This is a genomic window from Gemmatimonadaceae bacterium, assembly GCA_035606695.1.
Taxonomy (GTDB): Bacteria; Gemmatimonadota; Gemmatimonadetes; order Gemmatimonadales; family Gemmatimonadaceae; genus JAQBQB01.
On sequence record DATNEW010000015.1, the window covers coordinates 63793 to 79966 of the forward strand.

24 protein-coding genes and 1 tRNA gene are annotated in these 16174 nt (G+C 63.4%); 14 read left to right on the plus strand and 11 right to left on the minus strand.

Features of this window, described 5'->3' with window-relative positions; genetic code table 11:
* Window positions 1-119: 119 nt before the first annotated feature.
* The gene (locus tag VN706_05260; GenBank protein HXT15015.1) at window positions 120-323 is read right to left on the minus strand and encodes a hypothetical protein; all 204 of its coding nucleotides are present in this window, start codon (window positions 321-323) and stop codon (window positions 120-122) included.
* A gap of 272 nt (window positions 324-595) precedes the next feature.
* Between VN706_05260 and VN706_05265 the strand changes: the two genes are divergently transcribed.
* Complete coding sequence (locus tag VN706_05265; protein HXT15016.1) at window positions 596-1369, plus strand: chlorite dismutase family protein; 774 nt, start codon at window positions 596-598, stop codon at window positions 1367-1369.
* Window positions 1370-1418: 49 nt separating this feature from the next.
* Window positions 1419-1859: a hypothetical protein gene (locus VN706_05270; GenBank protein ID HXT15017.1), complete on the plus strand. Its 441-nt coding sequence runs from the start codon at window positions 1419-1421 to the stop codon at window positions 1857-1859.
* Between the two features lie 16 nt (window positions 1860-1875).
* On the opposite strand, the gene VN706_05275 is transcribed toward VN706_05270, so the two are convergent.
* Window positions 1876-2556 (minus strand): Crp/Fnr family transcriptional regulator, encoded by a 681-nt coding sequence (locus tag VN706_05275; protein ID HXT15018.1) that lies wholly within the window; start codon window positions 2554-2556, stop codon window positions 1876-1878.
* 54 nt (window positions 2557-2610) lie between these two features.
* On the opposite strand from VN706_05275, the gene VN706_05280 reads away from it, so the two are divergent.
* From VN706_05280 to VN706_05295, 4 genes are all read left to right on the plus strand, one after another.
* Window positions 2611-3168 (plus strand): hypothetical protein, encoded by a 558-nt coding sequence (locus VN706_05280; protein ID HXT15019.1) that lies wholly within the window; start codon window positions 2611-2613, stop codon window positions 3166-3168.
* 147 nt (window positions 3169-3315) lie between these two features.
* Complete coding sequence (locus VN706_05285; protein ID HXT15020.1) at window positions 3316-3660, plus strand: hypothetical protein; 345 nt, start codon at window positions 3316-3318, stop codon at window positions 3658-3660.
* A 260-nt stretch (window positions 3661-3920) separates the two neighbouring features.
* Window positions 3921-4157 (plus strand): hypothetical protein, encoded by a 237-nt coding sequence (locus VN706_05290; GenBank protein HXT15021.1) that lies wholly within the window; start codon window positions 3921-3923, stop codon window positions 4155-4157.
* A gap of 98 nt (window positions 4158-4255) precedes the next feature.
* Window positions 4256-4819, plus strand: a complete 564-nt coding sequence (locus tag VN706_05295) for a hypothetical protein (GenBank protein ID HXT15022.1) — start codon at window positions 4256-4258, stop codon at window positions 4817-4819.
* A gap of 95 nt (window positions 4820-4914) precedes the next feature.
* Here the strand turns inward: VN706_05295 and VN706_05300 are convergent, their stop codons facing one another.
* Together VN706_05300 and VN706_05305 are read right to left on the minus strand one after the other, a co-directional pair.
* Window positions 4915-5628 carry a hypothetical protein gene (locus VN706_05300; GenBank protein ID HXT15023.1) on the minus strand — a complete coding sequence of 238 codons (714 nt, stop codon included), beginning with the start codon at window positions 5626-5628 and terminating at the stop codon, window positions 4915-4917.
* A gap of 212 nt (window positions 5629-5840) precedes the next feature.
* Window positions 5841-6017, minus strand: a complete 177-nt coding sequence (locus VN706_05305; protein HXT15024.1) for a hypothetical protein — start codon at window positions 6015-6017, stop codon at window positions 5841-5843.
* A 407-nt stretch (window positions 6018-6424) separates the two neighbouring features.
* Between VN706_05305 and VN706_05310 the strand changes: the two genes are divergently transcribed.
* The 6 genes from VN706_05310 to VN706_05335 all read left to right on the plus strand — a co-directional run bounded on the left by VN706_05310 (window position 6425) and on the right by VN706_05335 (window position 8358).
* Window positions 6425-6498: transfer RNA gene (locus VN706_05310), tRNA-Pro, on the plus strand.
* Window positions 6499-6640: 142 nt separating this feature from the next.
* Window positions 6641-6769, plus strand: a complete 129-nt coding sequence (locus VN706_05315) for a hypothetical protein (protein ID HXT15025.1) — start codon at window positions 6641-6643, stop codon at window positions 6767-6769.
* Complete coding sequence (locus VN706_05320; protein ID HXT15026.1) at window positions 6766-6981, plus strand: hypothetical protein; 216 nt, start codon at window positions 6766-6768, stop codon at window positions 6979-6981. The genes VN706_05315 and VN706_05320 overlap by 4 nt, the downstream gene beginning before the upstream one ends.
* On the plus strand, window positions 6974-7336 hold the full coding sequence (locus VN706_05325; protein ID HXT15027.1) for a hypothetical protein: 363 nt from the start codon (window positions 6974-6976) through the stop codon (window positions 7334-7336). Before VN706_05320 ends, VN706_05325 begins: the two co-directional genes overlap by 8 nt.
* Entirely contained in the window at window positions 7333-7542 is a 210-nt protein-coding gene (locus VN706_05330) for a hypothetical protein (GenBank protein ID HXT15028.1), read from the plus strand. The genes VN706_05325 and VN706_05330 overlap by 4 nt, the downstream gene beginning before the upstream one ends.
* A 264-nt stretch (window positions 7543-7806) precedes the next feature.
* Window positions 7807-8358 carry a hypothetical protein gene (locus VN706_05335; GenBank protein ID HXT15029.1) on the plus strand — a complete coding sequence of 184 codons (552 nt, stop codon included), beginning with the start codon at window positions 7807-7809 and terminating at the stop codon, window positions 8356-8358.
* Window positions 8359-8686: 328 nt separating this feature from the next.
* Here VN706_05335 and VN706_05340 read toward each other — a convergent pair whose 3' ends face one another.
* Window positions 8687-9079 carry a DoxX family protein gene (locus VN706_05340; protein ID HXT15030.1) on the minus strand — a complete coding sequence of 131 codons (393 nt, stop codon included), beginning with the start codon at window positions 9077-9079 and terminating at the stop codon, window positions 8687-8689.
* 384 nt (window positions 9080-9463) lie between these two features.
* Between VN706_05340 and VN706_05345 the strand changes: the two genes are divergently transcribed.
* A complete protein-coding gene (locus tag VN706_05345; GenBank protein ID HXT15031.1) occupies window positions 9464-10345 on the plus strand; it encodes an SDR family NAD(P)-dependent oxidoreductase in 882 nt (293 codons plus the stop codon).
* A 110-nt stretch (window positions 10346-10455) separates the two neighbouring features.
* On the opposite strand, the gene VN706_05350 is transcribed toward VN706_05345, so the two are convergent.
* The 5 genes from VN706_05350 to VN706_05370 are packed head-to-tail and all read right to left on the minus strand — an operon-like array spanning window position 10456 to window position 15245.
* Entirely contained in the window at window positions 10456-11205 is a 750-nt protein-coding gene (locus VN706_05350; GenBank protein HXT15032.1) for a DUF4386 domain-containing protein, read from the minus strand.
* Window positions 11202-11882 carry a DUF4386 domain-containing protein gene (locus VN706_05355; GenBank protein HXT15033.1) on the minus strand — a complete coding sequence of 227 codons (681 nt, stop codon included), beginning with the start codon at window positions 11880-11882 and terminating at the stop codon, window positions 11202-11204. Before VN706_05355 ends, VN706_05350 begins: the two co-directional genes overlap by 4 nt.
* A complete protein-coding gene (locus VN706_05360) occupies window positions 11879-12154 on the minus strand; it encodes a helix-turn-helix transcriptional regulator (GenBank protein HXT15034.1) in 276 nt (91 codons plus the stop codon). The genes VN706_05355 and VN706_05360 overlap by 4 nt, the downstream gene beginning before the upstream one ends.
* A 45-nt stretch (window positions 12155-12199) precedes the next feature.
* The gene (locus VN706_05365) at window positions 12200-14908 is read right to left on the minus strand and encodes an ABC transporter permease (protein HXT15035.1); all 2709 of its coding nucleotides are present in this window, start codon (window positions 14906-14908) and stop codon (window positions 12200-12202) included.
* 1 nt (window position 14909) lies between these two features.
* A complete protein-coding gene (locus VN706_05370; protein ID HXT15036.1) occupies window positions 14910-15245 on the minus strand; it encodes a PadR family transcriptional regulator in 336 nt (111 codons plus the stop codon).
* Here VN706_05370 and VN706_05375 point away from each other — a divergent pair.
* Window positions 15238-15687, plus strand: a complete 450-nt coding sequence (locus VN706_05375) for a hypothetical protein (GenBank protein HXT15037.1) — start codon at window positions 15238-15240, stop codon at window positions 15685-15687. The genes VN706_05370 and VN706_05375 overlap by 8 nt on opposite strands.
* A 295-nt stretch (window positions 15688-15982) precedes the next feature.
* On the opposite strand, the gene VN706_05380 is transcribed toward VN706_05375, so the two are convergent.
* Window positions 15983-16159 (minus strand): hypothetical protein, encoded by a 177-nt coding sequence (locus tag VN706_05380; GenBank protein HXT15038.1) that lies wholly within the window; start codon window positions 16157-16159, stop codon window positions 15983-15985.
* Window positions 16160-16174: the final 15 nt, after the last annotated feature.

Below are 16174 nucleotides of genomic sequence, written 5' to 3' on the forward strand. Positions count from 1 at the left end.
GCGAGGGATCTAACACGGTAGGTAGAGGGACGTCACTCTACCGGGACAACAGATTCCTCGCCTGCGGCTCGGAATGACTGACGCCTAAAAACGCACGCCAAAAAGCAAAACGCCGCGGATTAGACCGCGGCGTTGACCAACATCGAAACCCGTTCCCGTACCGCGCGTCCAACCGGTCGCGCCACCCGGGCCGCCACCTGGCGAATGCGCCGTGTTTCGCGCGCCGTGTCGGCGGCTGAGAGAATCAGCGCCCGAAGCTGACGGCGACGGCCGTCCTGCCCTTCGACGCGATCGATCGCTTTGCTGCTGTTCTGGTCCGACATACGGCGCCTCAGCCGGTTTGGCTCATTCGATGTTGACGTGCTGCGCCATGCCTAATGGCAAAGGGAATGCCGCTTCAGAGTATCGGCCGAAAACCGCTTGGGATTAACTTCCCAATACCATGGAAACTCGCGCCTCGAGCCCTTCGCACCCGTCTCACCCGTCGCCTGCGCCTTCCGCTACGCCCGCCAGCCCAGGCACGGCCGGACGGCCGTCGAGCGCACCGAACACCGGTCCAATCGCACATCCGCCCGAGACACTCGAGGGGTGGTATGTGCTGCATCAGATCTATTCCGTGGACAGCGGCGTCGATGAGAGACGCGTCGAACCGACACAGGCAACGGCGGTCACATCGAATGTCCCCTTGCCGTCGGCCCCCGCCGAAGGATGGTCGGCCTGGGCGCGTCTCATCGGATCGCGCGCCGACGTCATGGCGTTGCACTTTCGTCCAACACTCGACGCGATCGGCGACGCGCAACGCGAGTACGCTGCCTCCGGGCTGACCAAAGGCCTGCGACTCGAGTACTCCTTTCTCAGCGTGACCGAAGCCGGCTTGTATCACCTCACGGCGCAGCTCGCGCGCGAGGCCGAGGAGCGCGGTGGCGCCGTCGGCGACGACATCTATACGCGAGATCTTCAACAGCGTGCGGCGGCAGAGCGCGAGACGGCCCACGTTCGCCGGCGGCTGTATCCCACGCTGCCCGAGGACATGCCATACGTCTCGTTCTATCCAATGAACAAGCGCCGTGACGCCGGCCAGAACTGGTACACGCTCACGCTCGAGGAGCGGAGCCGCTTGATGTGGTCACACGGCATGACCGGGCGACGCTACGCAGGGAAGGTGCTTCAGGTCATCAGCGGCGCCATCGGATTCGACGCGTGGGAATGGGGCGTGACGCTGTTCGCGCGCGATCCCCTCGAGTTCAAGAAGCTCGTCACCGACATGCGCTTCGATGAAGTCAGTGCCAAGTATGCCGAGTTCGGTGATTTCTACGTGGGCCGGCTGATGCCGGCCGGCGACGTCGCGCGGCTTCGCGAAACTCGCTGATACCGCCCGCCGTACGAGCTAACAGACACACTCTTCGAGGCGGCGCGTCATGTGGTCGGTACTGAGTCGGTTGGTCATGCAGCTCGCGGCAATCCGGTGGCTGTTCAAGCTCGGCGGACTGGCGCTGCTGCTGCCGATCGCCGCGCTGCTCAAGGTCATTGGCGTGCCGCTGCTCGCGGTACTGTCGATCGTCGGCGTGCCCGTGATGATCCTGCTGTTCCTCTTCGGCCTGCCGATCTTCCTGGTGTTCATCGCCGGCGCGGCGATCGTCGCGGTCATCATGGCCCTGCTCACGCTCGGCCTGTTCGCGCTGAAGATCTTCATCTTCGTGGTGCTGCCCATCCTCGTGCTGTCGAAGGTCGTCGGCTGGACCTGGCGTTCGATTCGCGGGAAAGGGCGCTGCAAGCCGAAGGATGATACGCCGCCCGAGATCTCGATCGATCCGAGCGACGCCAGCCCGAGCGATCCGATCGTCGACCCGCTCGACTAGCGAACGCCGGCGAAATTCAGGACGCCATCGCGCGGAGTAGCCCTAAGCGATGCACCGCGAAGCGCGATCGCCCCGTTCGTCTGATCGCTCCGGCGTCGACGAGCGAGGCGAGTCCGCGCACGACGACTTCACGTACGGTGCCCAGCTCCGCGGCAAGTGCTTCCTGCGACATGCCGAGCGTGAAGTCGTTCGTCTCACTGTCGTTGTTCGACGCGCGATCGAGAACCCATCGCGCGAGCCGTGCGACGATGGTCGTCGTCGTCAGCTCGTCGATGCGATTGAGCAGCGATCGTGCGCGCGTCGCCAGGCGATGCACCGCGAAGCGCGCGAAGTCGGGATCGTCGCGCAGCAGGCGTTCGATCGCGCTCGTGGCGAGATGCGCGCAACGCGACCGCTCGACGGCGATGGCCGTCCCGGGAAATGGACCGCCGCCGAAGACGGGAATCTCGCCGAGGACGCCGCCGGCGGATTCCATGTGGAGCAACTGCGCGCGCGACGAAAGCTCTCGCGAAACGCGCACGCGTCCCTCGAGCAGGAAGTACAATCCGTCGGCTTCGTCACCCGCGCGAAAGAGCGCGCGATTCGCCGCGTAGCGCCGTTCGGTCGAGGCGCGCGCGATTCGCTCGAGCGTTGCATTCGGCAGCGATTCGAGCGCGGGAAGGCGCCGTCGGAGCTCGTCTGCGGATATCGTCGTCACGAATTGGAACCTCGGTTCCAGACGTCGTCAGTGTAGTGCCGCATTCTACACCACATGCCGGGCCCACTGGAGCCGTTCATGAACACGTTGAAGGTCGCGGCGTTCGCGACAAGTACCATGCTGGCGGTGTATGCATCGAGTGCGTCCGCGCAGGCCGCTCCCGCCAGGAAGGACACGGCGCACGCGCGCGACAGTGCCTACGCGGCGCTGCAGGAGCGTGGCAAGCACGCCATGGGCGTCGATCAGTACACGTCGACGCACACGTTCGACAGCTATCCCGACGGCGGCCGCGTCGCGCTGGTTCGCGACTCGGACGACAGCGCCGGCGTCGCACAGATTCGTCGTCACCTGCGCGACATCAAGAAGGCGTTCGAGGCGGGCGATTTCTCGACGCCGGAGTTCGTGCACATGCGCGAGGTTCCGGGCACCAAGATCATGGCCGCCAGGCGCACGGCCATCACGTACGAGGTGCATGACATTCCTCGCGGCGCGGAGTTGCGCATCAGGAGCACGGATGCCGAGGTGGTGAAAGCGATTCATGAGTTCATGAGCTTTCAGCGGATGGATCATCACGCGGGTGGTCATGGCGATCATGGCGGTCATGGCGGCTGAGTGACCGCGGTAGCGCCACAAGTGTTTGTTGCACGGGTGTTTACGTCGCTTGCGTCCGGCACGCCGATTGCTTTCGGAACGTTGTCGAATGTTCATCGACGAGCTTGGCGCAATGAAGGTAGATGCACTCCAGTCGGCGGTCGCCGAATGACGCTCGAGCACGAACGTCCGGATGCCGCCGGTATGCCCGGCGCGGCCGGCGCGCCCACCGCGGGCGGCGCGGCCGATGCGCTCGAAGGGCGGCTCGATGTGCGCGACCTGTCCGACGCTCCTGACGTCCTGCACGCGGCGTTGGGCTCGTTCCGCTCGGTGGGCGGCCCCGATGGGCAGCGCTGGTTCGTGCGCGAGATCGTCGACACGTCGTACGACCGCCGGGCGTCGGGGAGTCTCGTGTTCTATCACGACAAGGCGATGCGGCGGGTGAGGTCGTATCCGGCGAACTGGCGGGAGTTGCCGGAAGCGGATCTTTACGAGGTGAGTTTGGGGAGGTAGGGCGGTGGGCGGTGAGGGTTGGGGGATGAGCGCTGGATGATGGCTGTCATCCCGAGCGGAGGCGCGAAGCGCTCCCCGCTATTGTCATCCCGAGCGGAGGCGCGAAGCGCCGGCGTCGAGGGACCCCCGTGCACCGCGGAGAGGCCCATCTGGTATGCACATTGCGGGCATTCAGGTATTCCCTCCGCCTCCCGCTACTCGCCGAGTGATTTCGCGTGTCGTTAGAAAAGAACCCTCTCAATCCGCCTGTGTTTGGCGCGGTGAAGCGCGCTGATCCGGCGCTCGATTTACGCCATCGCCGCATCGTCGGCCCCGACGGGCGTGAATGGCGCGTCCGCGAAGCGCCGATGCCCGCGTTTGACCGTCGAGCGGGCACCTGTCTGATCTTCGACACCATCGATGCGGCGCGCCGAGTGCGGCACTATCCCGCTGACTGGTTCGAGCGGAGCGATGAGGAGCTCTATCAGCTCACCGAGATGATGGCGCGGGAGACGTAGGTCGCGGGACTCGATGGCGGTCTCGATATCGCGCCGGCGCGGAAAGATCCCGCGCCGGGTGCGCGGGCATCAGAGAACTGAAAAGGCAGGAGAGAGCAATGCGTCACACCCTCAGTGTCGTGGTACTTCCGCTCTGCGTGGCGCTGCACACCGCCGCGTCTCAACTCGCCATTCCTGTGACTGTCGCGCAGGCCGACGCGGAGGCCGCGGGCTATTCGCGTTCTGATACGGCTTCCGCGCCGCAGGCATTCTTTGCTCGGCCGTCTGCCGGGACGAGCGACCGGCGGTGTGTCGACTCCCGCAACGCCGACGATCGACAGGCTACCGGTTCGTTGCGGTCGGGCGAAATGATCGTGCGCGGGAGGTGGAACGACTCGACCGGGCTGCATGCCGGCAAGGAGGACAAGTTCCTGTGGCTCCCGCTTCACGGTTCAGCCGACTTGAAAGCGCCGCTGGTCATTCGCGCCGATCGCGTCGGCGAACCCGCCGATTCGCTGCGCCTGACGATTGCGCATGTGGCGCGCGGGGGCGGGCACATGTACGGCTATCCGAGCCTTGTTTCGTTCCCGACCCCGGGGCGATGGTTGGTGGTGGCGACCGCGGGATCGGATTGGGGCTGCTTCATTCTCGATGTGTCGACGGCGAAAGCGAGCTCAAGCTGATCGAAGGAATGCGACGATTTGAGACGCGAACGACCGCCGAAAAAGCGGCCGTTCGCGCTAACTGTCGTACCACGCAGCGGTCCTACGCAGCGGTCCTACGCAGCCGTACTACTCGGCGGTGCTACACCCGCTGAATCAGCTGCCGCTGCCGCGGCGCTCGCACCGCGCGGGAGTCCGGCCTTCGCCGCGATTCGCTTCGCCACCACCCATGCCCGCCCGAGACCGGACTCGTTCGGCGGGATGGGCTTGAGCACCAACACGTTCATCACCTTGATCGCGGATCGCGCCTGCTTTTCGGCGTTCTTGAGTCCCGCCGTGGCGCCGGCGCGCTGGATGGTGAGCGTCGTTCGATCGTTCAACGACGCCTGGAGCGCGGCCGTCGCCGCGGCCAGTTCCTCGATGAAGCCGGGTGTCATCCCGCCGGCGAGCAGCGAGGCCTCGTGCCGCCTCGCCGCCTGACTCATGCCCGCCGCGGCTTTCAACAACTGCGGCACGGACGGTCGTCCCTTGGGCATGGAGAGCTCACTCAGATCGGGGGAGCCCGCGAGCGTTTGCTTTGCCGCATGCGCGATGCCTTCCATATGGAACTTGCGCAACGCCAGCCGCAGCGACCGCTGGTTGGACGTCTCGAGCTTCGCCGCCTGCGCACCGCCGGATTGATCGGTGCCGAAGCTCTCGAGATGCGTGCGTGCGACGTCCAGGTTGTTGCGCGCCGTCGAATCCTTCAACGACGCGAACTCCGGATGCGCGTCGAGGAAGGTTTGGATGGCGAGCAGGGCGGAGATGGTACTGCCTTGAGCGTGGTTCAACGTGCCTCCTGACGGGGAAACTTGGGCGCGTGAGAAGAAAGGCCGGCGTGGGCGCCTTCCACGACGGCAGAAGAGTTTTCAGAGTTGTGTGATGCCGACGCCGCGCGGCACCGCCGGATTTTGGGGCGGCACGACGAAGTTGCGTTCCGGCATCGGCCGCTTTGATGACGACAACGGCTCGTTCGAGTCGCGCGGTGCTCGCTTCGGTGCCGTCAGTCGAGAATGTTTGCGTGCACTGCCGCCTTGGCGGCACGCATCGCGTTCTTGCGAATGGGCAACCGTCGGTCGGAGTTGCGCTGCACGGCCGTCATGTGCAGCAGCGGTGCACTGCGTTGCGCGACAACGGAGTCGATGCTCGCCGCTGCGACCGGCGCGGCTCGCAGAGGCACGTTGTCGAGTTGAACTGCCTCGATTGACGCGAGCGGTGGATGTTCGCGGTCGCGGAGTGCGAATTGGCGAGCCGCAGTGTGGGATTTGAGCCGCGCGCCGGAGTGTTCGGACGTCGCGGTGCCGCAATTCGTCGACGCAGTGGCTGTTGGCGCGCCGGCAATGCAGAGATGGACGCGCGCAATTCCTGATTCGGTTTCTCCCTATCTAAACGAAAAAACGGACCTTCGTGTCAACGGGCAGATTCTGCCCGCATGGGCGGGGATCGAGGTCGGTTGGCGCTGGGGAAGGCTGGTGGTGAGGTTGCGGATCGGGATGGCTGGTGGGCCGTTGTGGTGTGGCGATTGTGAGGATGCGGTTTGGCGACTAGGATTCTTCTTCTGTCCGGCTCGCGCGAGTGAGCGGCGGGCGGGACGTAGCGCAGTCCGGTAGCGCACCTGAATGGGGTTCAGGGGGTCGCGGGTTCAAATCCCGCCGTCCCGATAAACTGACAATCGAGCGTAAGTTCAACGCCGACACCGTGTAAAGGGTTCTTCCCACCTTACACGGTGTCGGCGTTTTGCGTTGTTGGCTGGCCTACTTTTCTGGCCTACTTCGCACTCGGCGGCGCCACGGAGATCGATCCGTGCGCATGCAGTACGAGGATTTCTTCGAGCCACAACCGCCCCGCCGACCACGTGATCCGCAGCTCGTTGCGTTGATCGGTGTGCTCGTGACGATCGCGGTGTTCGCGACTTGCTGGGCCGGGCGATGAGACGCACGGTCGCGAAAGTGCCGGCAGTCGTGCCGAGCTTCCTTCGGCCTGGCTCCGATCAGGCGCGTCGCGTTGGCTGCATGTGCTCGATGATCGCGAACTACTACGGCTGCGGCTTCGGCGATCCGAACCATCCGCTGTTCGAGATCTCGAAAGAGTGTGTACTGCATCGCTCGTTGGCCGGATCCGGCGGCGAGGCGGTCCATGTCTGACCGTCATCCGCAACTTCCGGGTTTCGAGGCCTCGCGGCAGCTCGTGCCGAGTCACCCGCTCGCCTGCGACTGCGGCAAGCATTTCGTGATCGGTTGTCCGGATCACGGCGATGCGCATCTCGACGATGCGATCGCGCGCGCGTTCGAAGAGACGCCCCGGTTCAAGGCGTCGCCTGCGCCGGAGCGTGGGAAGCTGGAGCATCGCTGCGGGCGCTGCCGGCAAGTCCTTCCGCCCAAGCGCGGGCGTCCGCGAAGGTTTTGCGACGACTGTCTCACGCCCACCGAGCGCGCGCAGCTACAACAGAAGCGCGAGGAGAACGAGCGACGTCGAAACCGCGAGGGCGTCGAATCATGACGCTCCCGCTGTTCCCGCCGCGGATCGATCCGGAGCAGCCGCTCTCGGACGAGGCGAAGCGCTTCATCGCGCAGCACGGCAGCACGCTCATGCGCGCCGTGATCAACGAGCTCGATCACAAACAACGGCGAATCAATCAGCTCGAACGCGAACGTGATGAGCTGCGCCGTCGCGTGGGCGACAACCGAGGGCTCATCGATGGTTAAGCGCCGCGCAATGCGCCCACGCAAGGGCGATCTGTACGTCTGCGTTCGCGGACCTGGTGGCGAGATCCTACTCGCTGCGCTCGTCAACCTGTTCCGGGCGAGAAACAGCCTTGCAGCGCGATGACCATTCGCGTAGCGTGTCGAATATGAAAGTCTTCATAAGCTGGTCCGGAACGCAAAGTCGTCATGTGGCGGAAGGTCTTCGCGGATGGCTGCCGCTCGTACTTCAGAACTTGAAGCCTTGGATGTCAAAGAAGGATTTGGATGCAGGAAGTCGCTGGGGTGAAGAGTTGGACGCGGCACTCCAAGACACTCATTACGGCATCCTCGTCCTTACACCCCGGTCACATCGAAGAACCCTGGCTGATGTACGAAGCTGGAGCGATTTCCAAGCTCGTCAAATCATCGCGAGTCGTGCCATACTGCGTCGGAATGGAACCGACGGATATTCCGAACGGTCCGCTGAGCCGATTTCAGGGGAAGCGAGCCAATCGCGAAGAGACGCTTCAATTGCTTGAGAACCTGAGTGCCGCGCTTGCGGACGCCGGGGAAGGTGCGTTAGCGGACGCCCAGCTGCAGGAGATCTTCAGCGCACTCTGGCCAAAGCTGGACGCGGCTCTCCAATCGATCCCTGCCGTTGAGGCAAAGCCCAAGGCGCGCGGAGTGGATGACATGACGAAGGAAATTCTTGAGATCGTCAGAGGTATTGATCGAGCGGTGGCTGCCACCTCGTCGGCAACAGTTCCAGATCAATCAGTTAGCCTTTGGGCCTCGGGAATCGGAAGGCACTCCAAAAAGGCGGGCTCGAAGTCCTGAAGCAAAGTGCGCGTACGATCGTAAACGTCGAGTTCCCTGAGTTTGAAATTGCGAATATGTCCACTCACCGAAGCAAGGTTGTTGTACAAGCGAAGTACAAGGCGACGGGCGATTCGTACGCGCTTCCAATGATGACTTATGAAGATGCTTCGCTCGATCTCGCGGGGTTTCTGAATCAACTGCGAGTCCAGCTTAGGGAGTTACAGGAAGGGCTGGCGCAGAAATAGCGACCGAGCACGCGGCCGGATCCGGCCAACATATTCCGTCGACGGGCACCGCGCCCTCCATTCGAGCCTCGCTCGGATGCGAGGGCGCTTTCGTTTGGAGGTCAGAAGCTCCACAGCGCCGCCGGATGTTTCAACCACGTCGCGATCCAGAGCAGTGCCAGCACGAGCGCAGCCGGCACGAGCTGAATCGTCTCGGCGTGCTGAATGTGCGTTGCGACAGCGCCGCCCATGAACGCCGATGCGAACACGAGGCCGAACGAACGGGTGCGTGGCAGCAGAAAGAGCACGCCACTGATGATCTCGAGCGTGGCAACGAGCGGCACGGTGTGAACGAACCCGTACTGTTTGAGCGGCCCCACGACAGGTGGAACGGCGAGCATCTTGACCGTCCCGGACGCCATTAGAAGCACTCCAACAAGGATCGTAAGCCCGGTGCCGGTGCGGCGGCGCGCGACGGACATCGAGGTGGACGATTCAGTGTGATAGGATGTCATGGTTGTCAGGAAGACGGCAAAGAACGTTGATGAGGTTGCCGGTCGGGTCCCGAGAGAGCGTCGAAGATTGCCCAGGGCAACGTGATAGGTTCGATGACGAACGGGTCGATGATGCCGTCAAGGCGTCGACGTTGGGCATCGATGTCGGCGACCTCGAAGTCGAGGACGAGCGATTAGCCGACGGCGCGGCGCCGAGAGGACGGCGCCTGTGCGAACCCGCTAATCTGGGCTTCATCATACCCTGATGACCGGCATGGCCGCCTGGTTGTGACACGAGCGAGAACAAAGAGCCGAGCGTGAAGGTGATGTGGCAGTTGTCCGCGTGGGGATCGGAGATCCTCACGTCGATCGTCACAGCCGCGACCGCAGCTCGGTCAAGAACTCATGACCAAGCCGCAACGTCGTCATGCTCTCGTCACCGGTGGAACTAACGGCATCGGATACCAGATCGCGCGGCTTCTGGGTGCGCGCGACTATCAGATGATTCTTGTGGGCCGCGACCCGAAGCGCGGGGAGGCTGCGCGGCAAAGGCTTCGGGACGATGGCGTTGTGGCTGAGTTCATCGCTGCGGATCTCGCCTCCATGGCGGATGTGCATCGGGTCGCGGCGGCCATATCGAACCGCATTGATCGCATCGACCTGCTGGTTCATTCGGCCGGCGCCGTTCATGGAGGCCGACGCCTGACGCCAGACGGGATCGACGTCAACTTCGCGGTCAACTATCTGGCGCGCTTCGTTCTCATGGAGCAGCTCGAACCGCTATTGGTTTCGAGTCAGGATGCCGCTGAGCCGACCATCCTGTTTATCAACGGAGGACCAACCGGGGCACCGATTCGGTATCGTGATATAGAACGGGGCCGTGCTTTTGGTACGATCAAAGGAGTTCAACAATACTGCAGCGCGAACGATCTTCTCGCGCTCGGAATGCGTTACGACGGTTTGCTCGCGAGCAAGCGGCCCGTGCGTGTAGGGTGCCTCAAGCTAGGTCCGGTGAAGACCGATATTCGAAGAACCTTTCCCGTGTGGATGAGGATCCTTGTACCGCTTCTCCTTGATCCGTGGCTCACGCAGACACCGGAAGACGCGGCGTCGGCCGCTCAGACGGTGATCGACCGCATCCAGGCCGATCCCGCGATTGGACCGCTCTTTTCCAAACTGCGAGCGCTTCGCCCAATGCGATCGCCGCTCACGCCGGCTGACGCGAGCCAGTGGCGAACGCTGTTTACGTTCAGCCACCAATTGGCGAGTCGCAGCCAACCTTCATAAGAGCAGCGGCCGAGTTGGTATGTGCGCCGACTCTTATACTCCGCGCATGCGCGGATCACTGACAACTGGTTCGTCTGACGTGACCCCCGAAATCTGATCCAGCGATAATGTTAGTCCTCAGCCCGGAGAGGACTATGAAGCGGAGTCGGTCTCGCCGTCGTCCTGAGCGGCTGACCGAACCTTCCAAAGAGCAGCGACAACGCCAGCATGGCTTCGGCGAGGATCCCAGGCCACAGAATGTATGGATAGAGATGCGACGCGAATGCCGGTGAGATACACCGCGCCAGCGCGTTGGTCGAGTAACACACTCCAGCGATGCACAGGCCCATACCGACAGTGCGAGAGAAATCGGCGGAGCAATAGACGAGATACCCGAGCAACATGTGCCGGCATCCGTAAAACACCATCGCGATATTGTAGCCCTGATTGTGCAAGCGGATGTACGCGAATGCCTGTGCCTGCAGCTGCGCGAGCGTGAAGGCGGTTCGATAGTCCGGTGTGATGAGGAAGAGGAGTGCCGCAAAGTGGGCGAGCGTTGCGACGGCGAGCACCGAGTCGGCGAGCAGCTCGAACGCCGCCGATGTTTGCGAGATTGTCTTGCTGACCGGCTTGAGCAATTGATACAGTATCAATGTCAGTAGCACATCACAGGCGATATTGACGAGGTCCGCCGCTCCGCCCAGTCGATAGAGCGCTTGATGCGATAGAATATTTGCGGAGGTAGCGGCCGGGTCTGCCCGAACAATCAGTCTCCCGCGCGCAATCGCTTCCGCGAATCCCGCGGTGATGATGACCGTGACATAGAGGGTCCCGGCGATGCGAGCCTTTATCCTGTTCGTCACGCGTGGTGGCGAGTTCATGATGTGTGCGCCGCTGCAACAGGTTGCCTGACGCCCTTGACGAGCAGCCACGCGGCAAATGCAAGCTCGAACGTGATCAACGGAACGTTCGAATACCAAACCGCGGAGGCGCTGACGAGCCGCATGGCGCGCAGCAGGAACATCGGTAACGGAAGGAGAGAGCTCGCCATCCCTATTGCGGCGAGCCACGACGGAATGCGGCGGCCACGCAACAGCAAGAACGCGAAGATCGCGCTACCCAATGCGAAAATCGTCGAGCTGACAGCCATCACTAACGACGGCGCCTGAAACAAGAGCGACGCTTGCGCCACTTCGCTCGCACCGTCGCCGGCGGTTGACGAGATCGATGTCGCGATCCGGAGGATCCCGAGTCGCGCGGCCGCTGGTGCCGCGTTCGCCATCGCCTCGACGAATCGGCAGCCCATCGCGAACAGGGCAATGCCGGCGTTGACCTCGCGAGTGATCGTGTAGAGCGAAACCGCGAGGAGCAGCGCGTAGATGACCGTCGCCACGGCGAGAACGATCGAGAGTTCGAGCAATCCACCGTGCAGCGCAACCGACGCGAGCCTTGCTGTGACAGAACCGCCCGCGGTGGCGCGGCCGTACATGATGGCGTCGGCGATTGATGTCGACACATAGGCGATGTACGTGACCCCGGCGATCTGCGCGGCCCTCACGACAACAGACGCTCGAACGTGGCGAGGCGCCGGCGCCATGCCGTCATTTCGCGCGCCATGTGTCGACGCCCGGAACCGGTGAGCGCATAATAGCGTGCGCGGCGATCGTTCTCGCTGCGACGCCATTCTGAGCGAACCCAGCGGCGATGCTCGAGCTTGCGGAGCGGTTCGATCAGGTGCGCTGATGCAACACGGAATGCACCGTGTGAGTTGCGCCTGAGCCGATGCGCGATGCCGCCGCTGTGCAGCGGCTCATCGGCGAGCGAGCGCATGATCAACAATTCGAGTGTTCCTCGAATTAACGCGGACGCCACCCGTCACTCGGCGCGCAGCGCGATCGCCGGGTGCACTCGCGCCGCCCGCGCTGCCGGCAGCCAACACGCCGCCAGTCCGGCAACGCCAAGTGCGATCACGACTCCAACAAGCGTCAGGGGATCGTGCGGCGAGATGCCAAACAACAGTGTTCGGAGGAGGCGAGTCGAAAGAAATGTTGCCCCGATGCCGACGATGATCCCACCAACGAGTAGAGACCCACCTTCCGCAAGGATCATCGCGCGTACGCGCCAAGGGTCGGCGCCCAGGCTCATTCGAATGCCGAGCTCTGGAGTTCGTGAGTTCACGGAGTAAGCGAGAAGGCCGCCAATGCCGACCATGGCGATCACGAAGGCGAGTCCGCCGAATGACGCTACGAACAATCCTGTCGCCCGCCGCGGCGCCATCGCCTCATCACGGATTTCATCGATCGTCATCATGCGCTCGACAACTTGCGCCGATTCGACATCACGAATCGCCCGGAGAATTGCTGACTTCACGGCGGTGGGGTCCGACGACGTTCGCACCACGAGTGCCGGTGAAATGATCGCCTCCTGCGCGAACGGTCGATATATGGTGGCCGTGAATCCGGCATCCAGTCCGCGGTCGCGCGTGTTCCCCGCGACGCCGACGACCGTCACCCATTTCGCCGGACGATCCGTGGGGAGTTGGTCACCCATCGCAATGTGCTGACCTATCGGGTTGCCGGTGCCAAAGAGTTGCTCGGCGAGTCCCTTGCTCAGAATCGCCACGGGCGCGCTTTCGAAGCGATCAGTCGTCGTGAAATCGCGGCCGCTCAGGAGCGGGACCGCGATGATGTTGAAGTAGCCTGGGTCGACCGCGCGAAATGCGCTGCGTGGCGCGGGCTGATTTGCTGGAAGGTCATGTCCCTCGACAAGGATGCCGATGTCGTTGCGGGATGCGCGCAGCGGCTGTGCCGACGCGAGAGCGATGCGAGCCACTCCGGGTACTGTCGCGACGTAGTCGCGCATTCGCTCGTACCGGACGAGATTCTCTGCCCGCCGCCCGACTTCGCGAACGAAGTCGCCCTTCAGTGGAACGTCCATCGCGAGCACCTGATCGCCGTGGACGCCGGTTTCGATCGCGCTGAGCCCGACGAGAGTGCGGAACATAAGACCCGCACCGGCAAGTAGGATCACGCAGAGCGCGACTTGAGCGACGACGAGTCCGCGCTGAAAACGCTGGCGGCCGCGTGACATTGTCGCGCGCCGCGCTGCCGACGTGAGTGATGGACCCAGCTTGCCGCCGCTGGGCAACCGCGGAATGAACGACAGCACGAGGGCCGCGCCGATGCTCGTCAGAAGGCACACGGCGAGGACGATGCCATCCACGTGAACTTCACTCGCGCGCGCCGAGAATTGAGCCGCGAACGATACCAACGCTCGTGTTCCGGCGACCGCAATTGCGACGCCCAGGCCACCGCCAGCCAGCGCGAGAATCAAGTTCTCAGCGATGAGAAGCCGGCGGAGCCGTGGTTTGCCTGCTCCCAGCGCAAGGCGGACCTGAAGTTCTCGTTCGCGCGCCGCGCCGCGGATCAACGTGAGGTTCGAGACATTTGCGCACGCGATGAGGAGCACAAGGACGGCCGCGCCCATCAACAACCAGAGCGTGTGCGCGGCGCGTTCGTTGACGGCGTCACGCAGCGGAAGGACGGACACCTCATAGCGCGCGGATTTCGCGTACGCGTCCGGATGGGCACGGTAGATATTGGCCGCAATGCCGCTCAATTCGCGCTGCGCCTGCTCGACCGTAGCACCGCGAGCGAGTCGCGCGAAAACCTGCGACATCCGGTGCGTGCGTCCATTGGCCATCGCCGCACTCATGTGATGATCGCTGGATGAGGTATTCGCGAAAACGTCGGTGCGCTCCGGATACGGCGCGGCGGGACGAGCGATGCCAATCACGGTGACCGGAGCGTCGTTCAGACGGACGGTGCGACCGATGATTCGCGAATCCGCAGCGAAGTGAGTCGCCCAGAACTCGTGTGAAAGGACCGCAACGGCGGGCGCGGACGGACCATCGTCGCCTGGACCGATCAATCGGCCGCGCTCCGCGTCGAGGCCCATGACGCGAAAGAAGTTGCCGCTCACGATCGCCACGCTTGGGCGGAGTGGCAGCTCATTTCCCGCTGCGAGCGTAAACGGGAGCGCGGACGTCGCCGACCACGAGTATTCGGCAAACTCCGCGACGGTCTTGCTCGCCGCCCGGTAATCACGGACTTCGGGGACAGAGAAGCCGAGATCCCTCGAGCGCGGCCCGGTCGTCGATTGCCGTAGCAGCAACACACGATCGGCGTCACGATTCGGAAGATCGCGAAGCAGTGCGCCGCGCAAGACCGTGAACATCGCCGTGTTCGCGCCGGTGCCGAGCGCGAGCGTGATCACCACGGCGGCCGTGAACGCCGGTGCGCGGCGCAGTGTACGCAGCGAATACCGAACATCGGCGACGAGATCTTCCACCCAGCGTGTGCCGCGGTGGTCTCGCGCCTGATCTTTTTGGTATTCAACGCCGCCGAACGCTCGCAGTGCCGCCGCCCGCGCAGCGGCCGGAGACATCCCCAACCGTATGTTCTCCTCGGTCTGTCGCTCGATGTGATAATGGATTTCCTCGTCGAGGTCGCGTTCGACTTGACCTCTTCGCGCGAGGGAGCGAATGCGCATCGCGATGATCCGAACGAGGCGATCGATGGTCACGTCATGCCTCCTGAAGTCGTACGAGACAAGTGATCGCCGCGGCGAGTCGCTCCCAGTTGCCGGCTTCCAGCTGGAGTTGCTGCCGGCCGGCACGGGTGAGCGAGTAGAACTTGGCGCGCCGGTTCTTCTCGCTCAGCTGCCACTCGGACGAGATCCATCCTTGGTGTTCGAGCTTTTGCAGGGCAGGGTAGAGCGAGCCGTCGCTCACCTGAAGCACCTCCGCCGACAGCTGCTTCAGGCGCTGACCAATGGACCAGCCGTTCAGCGGTTGCAACGCCAGGATCTTGAGCACGAGTAGATCGAGCGTCCCTTGAACGAGGTCTGTCGGCTTGCTCACAGTTGATCCCCTAGGTAACCGAGTGGAAGATATGTTCATTCCACTCGGTAAGCAAGGGGAAGGTTGCTCACTCCTGCCGCAGTATGGACGCTGGCGAAATGCGGACGGCAGCGAGTGCCGGCACGAGGCTCGCGACGGCGACGTGTTCATCGACAGCGCATTTGGCATCCCGCCGCAGGCGCGTTTCATGCCGCGAACGACGTTGCCGCAATTCGGGCTCGGCGAAATCACGAAGGTCTTCGCCGAATTCTGTGTGCTCGTGGGTGCTGAAGGGGGAAGAGGACGCGCCTCGGATTCGACGCCGGCCGGAGGCCGCGCGCCATCGGGCCTCGCGTCGTGCGTGCCACGTATCGCGCAGCCGATCGGCGCCTATCAAAGGTCGGTCACCGCATCGCAAGACGGCAGTCCAGCGTCGACGAGCTCTATCGCTTTGCGCTCCTGATCGACGTCCCGTCTGGCCGCCGGTCAAGGCGTGGACGATCGATACGTACAAAGGCCTGACGCGACGGGCCGCGTACGCGACAACCGACGGGAAGCGGGCGGCCATCGTGCTGATACCCGACAAATCGTGGTGTATGTTTCGCGCGGTTTTGGCGTCGAATCGGTGATTCTCGCGCGCTGCTCACGAGTATGGGCGAGTGCAAGGCGTTGCCGGATGCCGCGTTGCCCCACAGGAACAAACTTGAACGCTGGCTCCCCTGAACGATGATCAGGTGGCCTCCGCTTCGGCCAGAGCGTTACGACGTAGCGTCGTTCGGTTTCCCTGGGTCGATTTCAGACAGGTCGATGTCGCGCGACGACTCACGCTCACGTTCAAAGACGTCCGGCGAGATCTCGCCATCGGCGACCGCCTTGGTGAGAGGCGACTGCCGAAGGAATTCGACTAAGCCCTCAGGCTCCGCGGCGTCTTTCATCCCGATGTCCTCAGC

Bases quoted from the DNA above. Each gene is read 5' to 3' on its own strand.
- VN706_05260 (HXT15015.1), bottom strand. From the start codon at position 323: ATGTCGGACCAGAACAGCAGCAAAGCGATCGATCGCGTCGAAGGGCAG.
- VN706_05270 (HXT15017.1), top strand. From the start codon at position 1,419: ATGTGGTCGGTACTGAGTCGGTTGGTCATGCAGCTCGCGGCAATCCGG.
- VN706_05280 (HXT15019.1), top strand. From the start codon at position 2,611: ATGCCGGGCCCACTGGAGCCGTTCATGAACACGTTGAAGGTCGCGGCG.
- VN706_05285 (HXT15020.1), top strand. From the start codon at position 3,316: ATGACGCTCGAGCACGAACGTCCGGATGCCGCCGGTATGCCCGGCGCG.
- VN706_05295 (HXT15022.1), top strand. From the start codon at position 4,256: ATGCGTCACACCCTCAGTGTCGTGGTACTTCCGCTCTGCGTGGCGCTG.
- VN706_05320 (HXT15026.1), top strand. From the start codon at position 6,766: ATGAGACGCACGGTCGCGAAAGTGCCGGCAGTCGTGCCGAGCTTCCTT.
- VN706_05325 (HXT15027.1), top strand. From the start codon at position 6,974: ATGTCTGACCGTCATCCGCAACTTCCGGGTTTCGAGGCCTCGCGGCAG.
- VN706_05330 (HXT15028.1), top strand. From the start codon at position 7,333: ATGACGCTCCCGCTGTTCCCGCCGCGGATCGATCCGGAGCAGCCGCTC.
- VN706_05335 (HXT15029.1), top strand. From the start codon at position 7,807: ATGCAGGAAGTCGCTGGGGTGAAGAGTTGGACGCGGCACTCCAAGACA.
- VN706_05340 (HXT15030.1), bottom strand. From the start codon at position 9,079: ATGACATCCTATCACACTGAATCGTCCACCTCGATGTCCGTCGCGCGC.
- VN706_05345 (HXT15031.1), top strand. From the start codon at position 9,464: ATGACCAAGCCGCAACGTCGTCATGCTCTCGTCACCGGTGGAACTAAC.
- VN706_05350 (HXT15032.1), bottom strand. From the start codon at position 11,205: ATGAACTCGCCACCACGCGTGACGAACAGGATAAAGGCTCGCATCGCC.
- VN706_05360 (HXT15034.1), bottom strand. From the start codon at position 12,154: ATGCGCTCGCTCGCCGATGAGCCGCTGCACAGCGGCGGCATCGCGCAT.
- VN706_05380 (HXT15038.1), bottom strand. From the start codon at position 16,159: ATGAAAGACGCCGCGGAGCCTGAGGGCTTAGTCGAATTCCTTCGGCAG.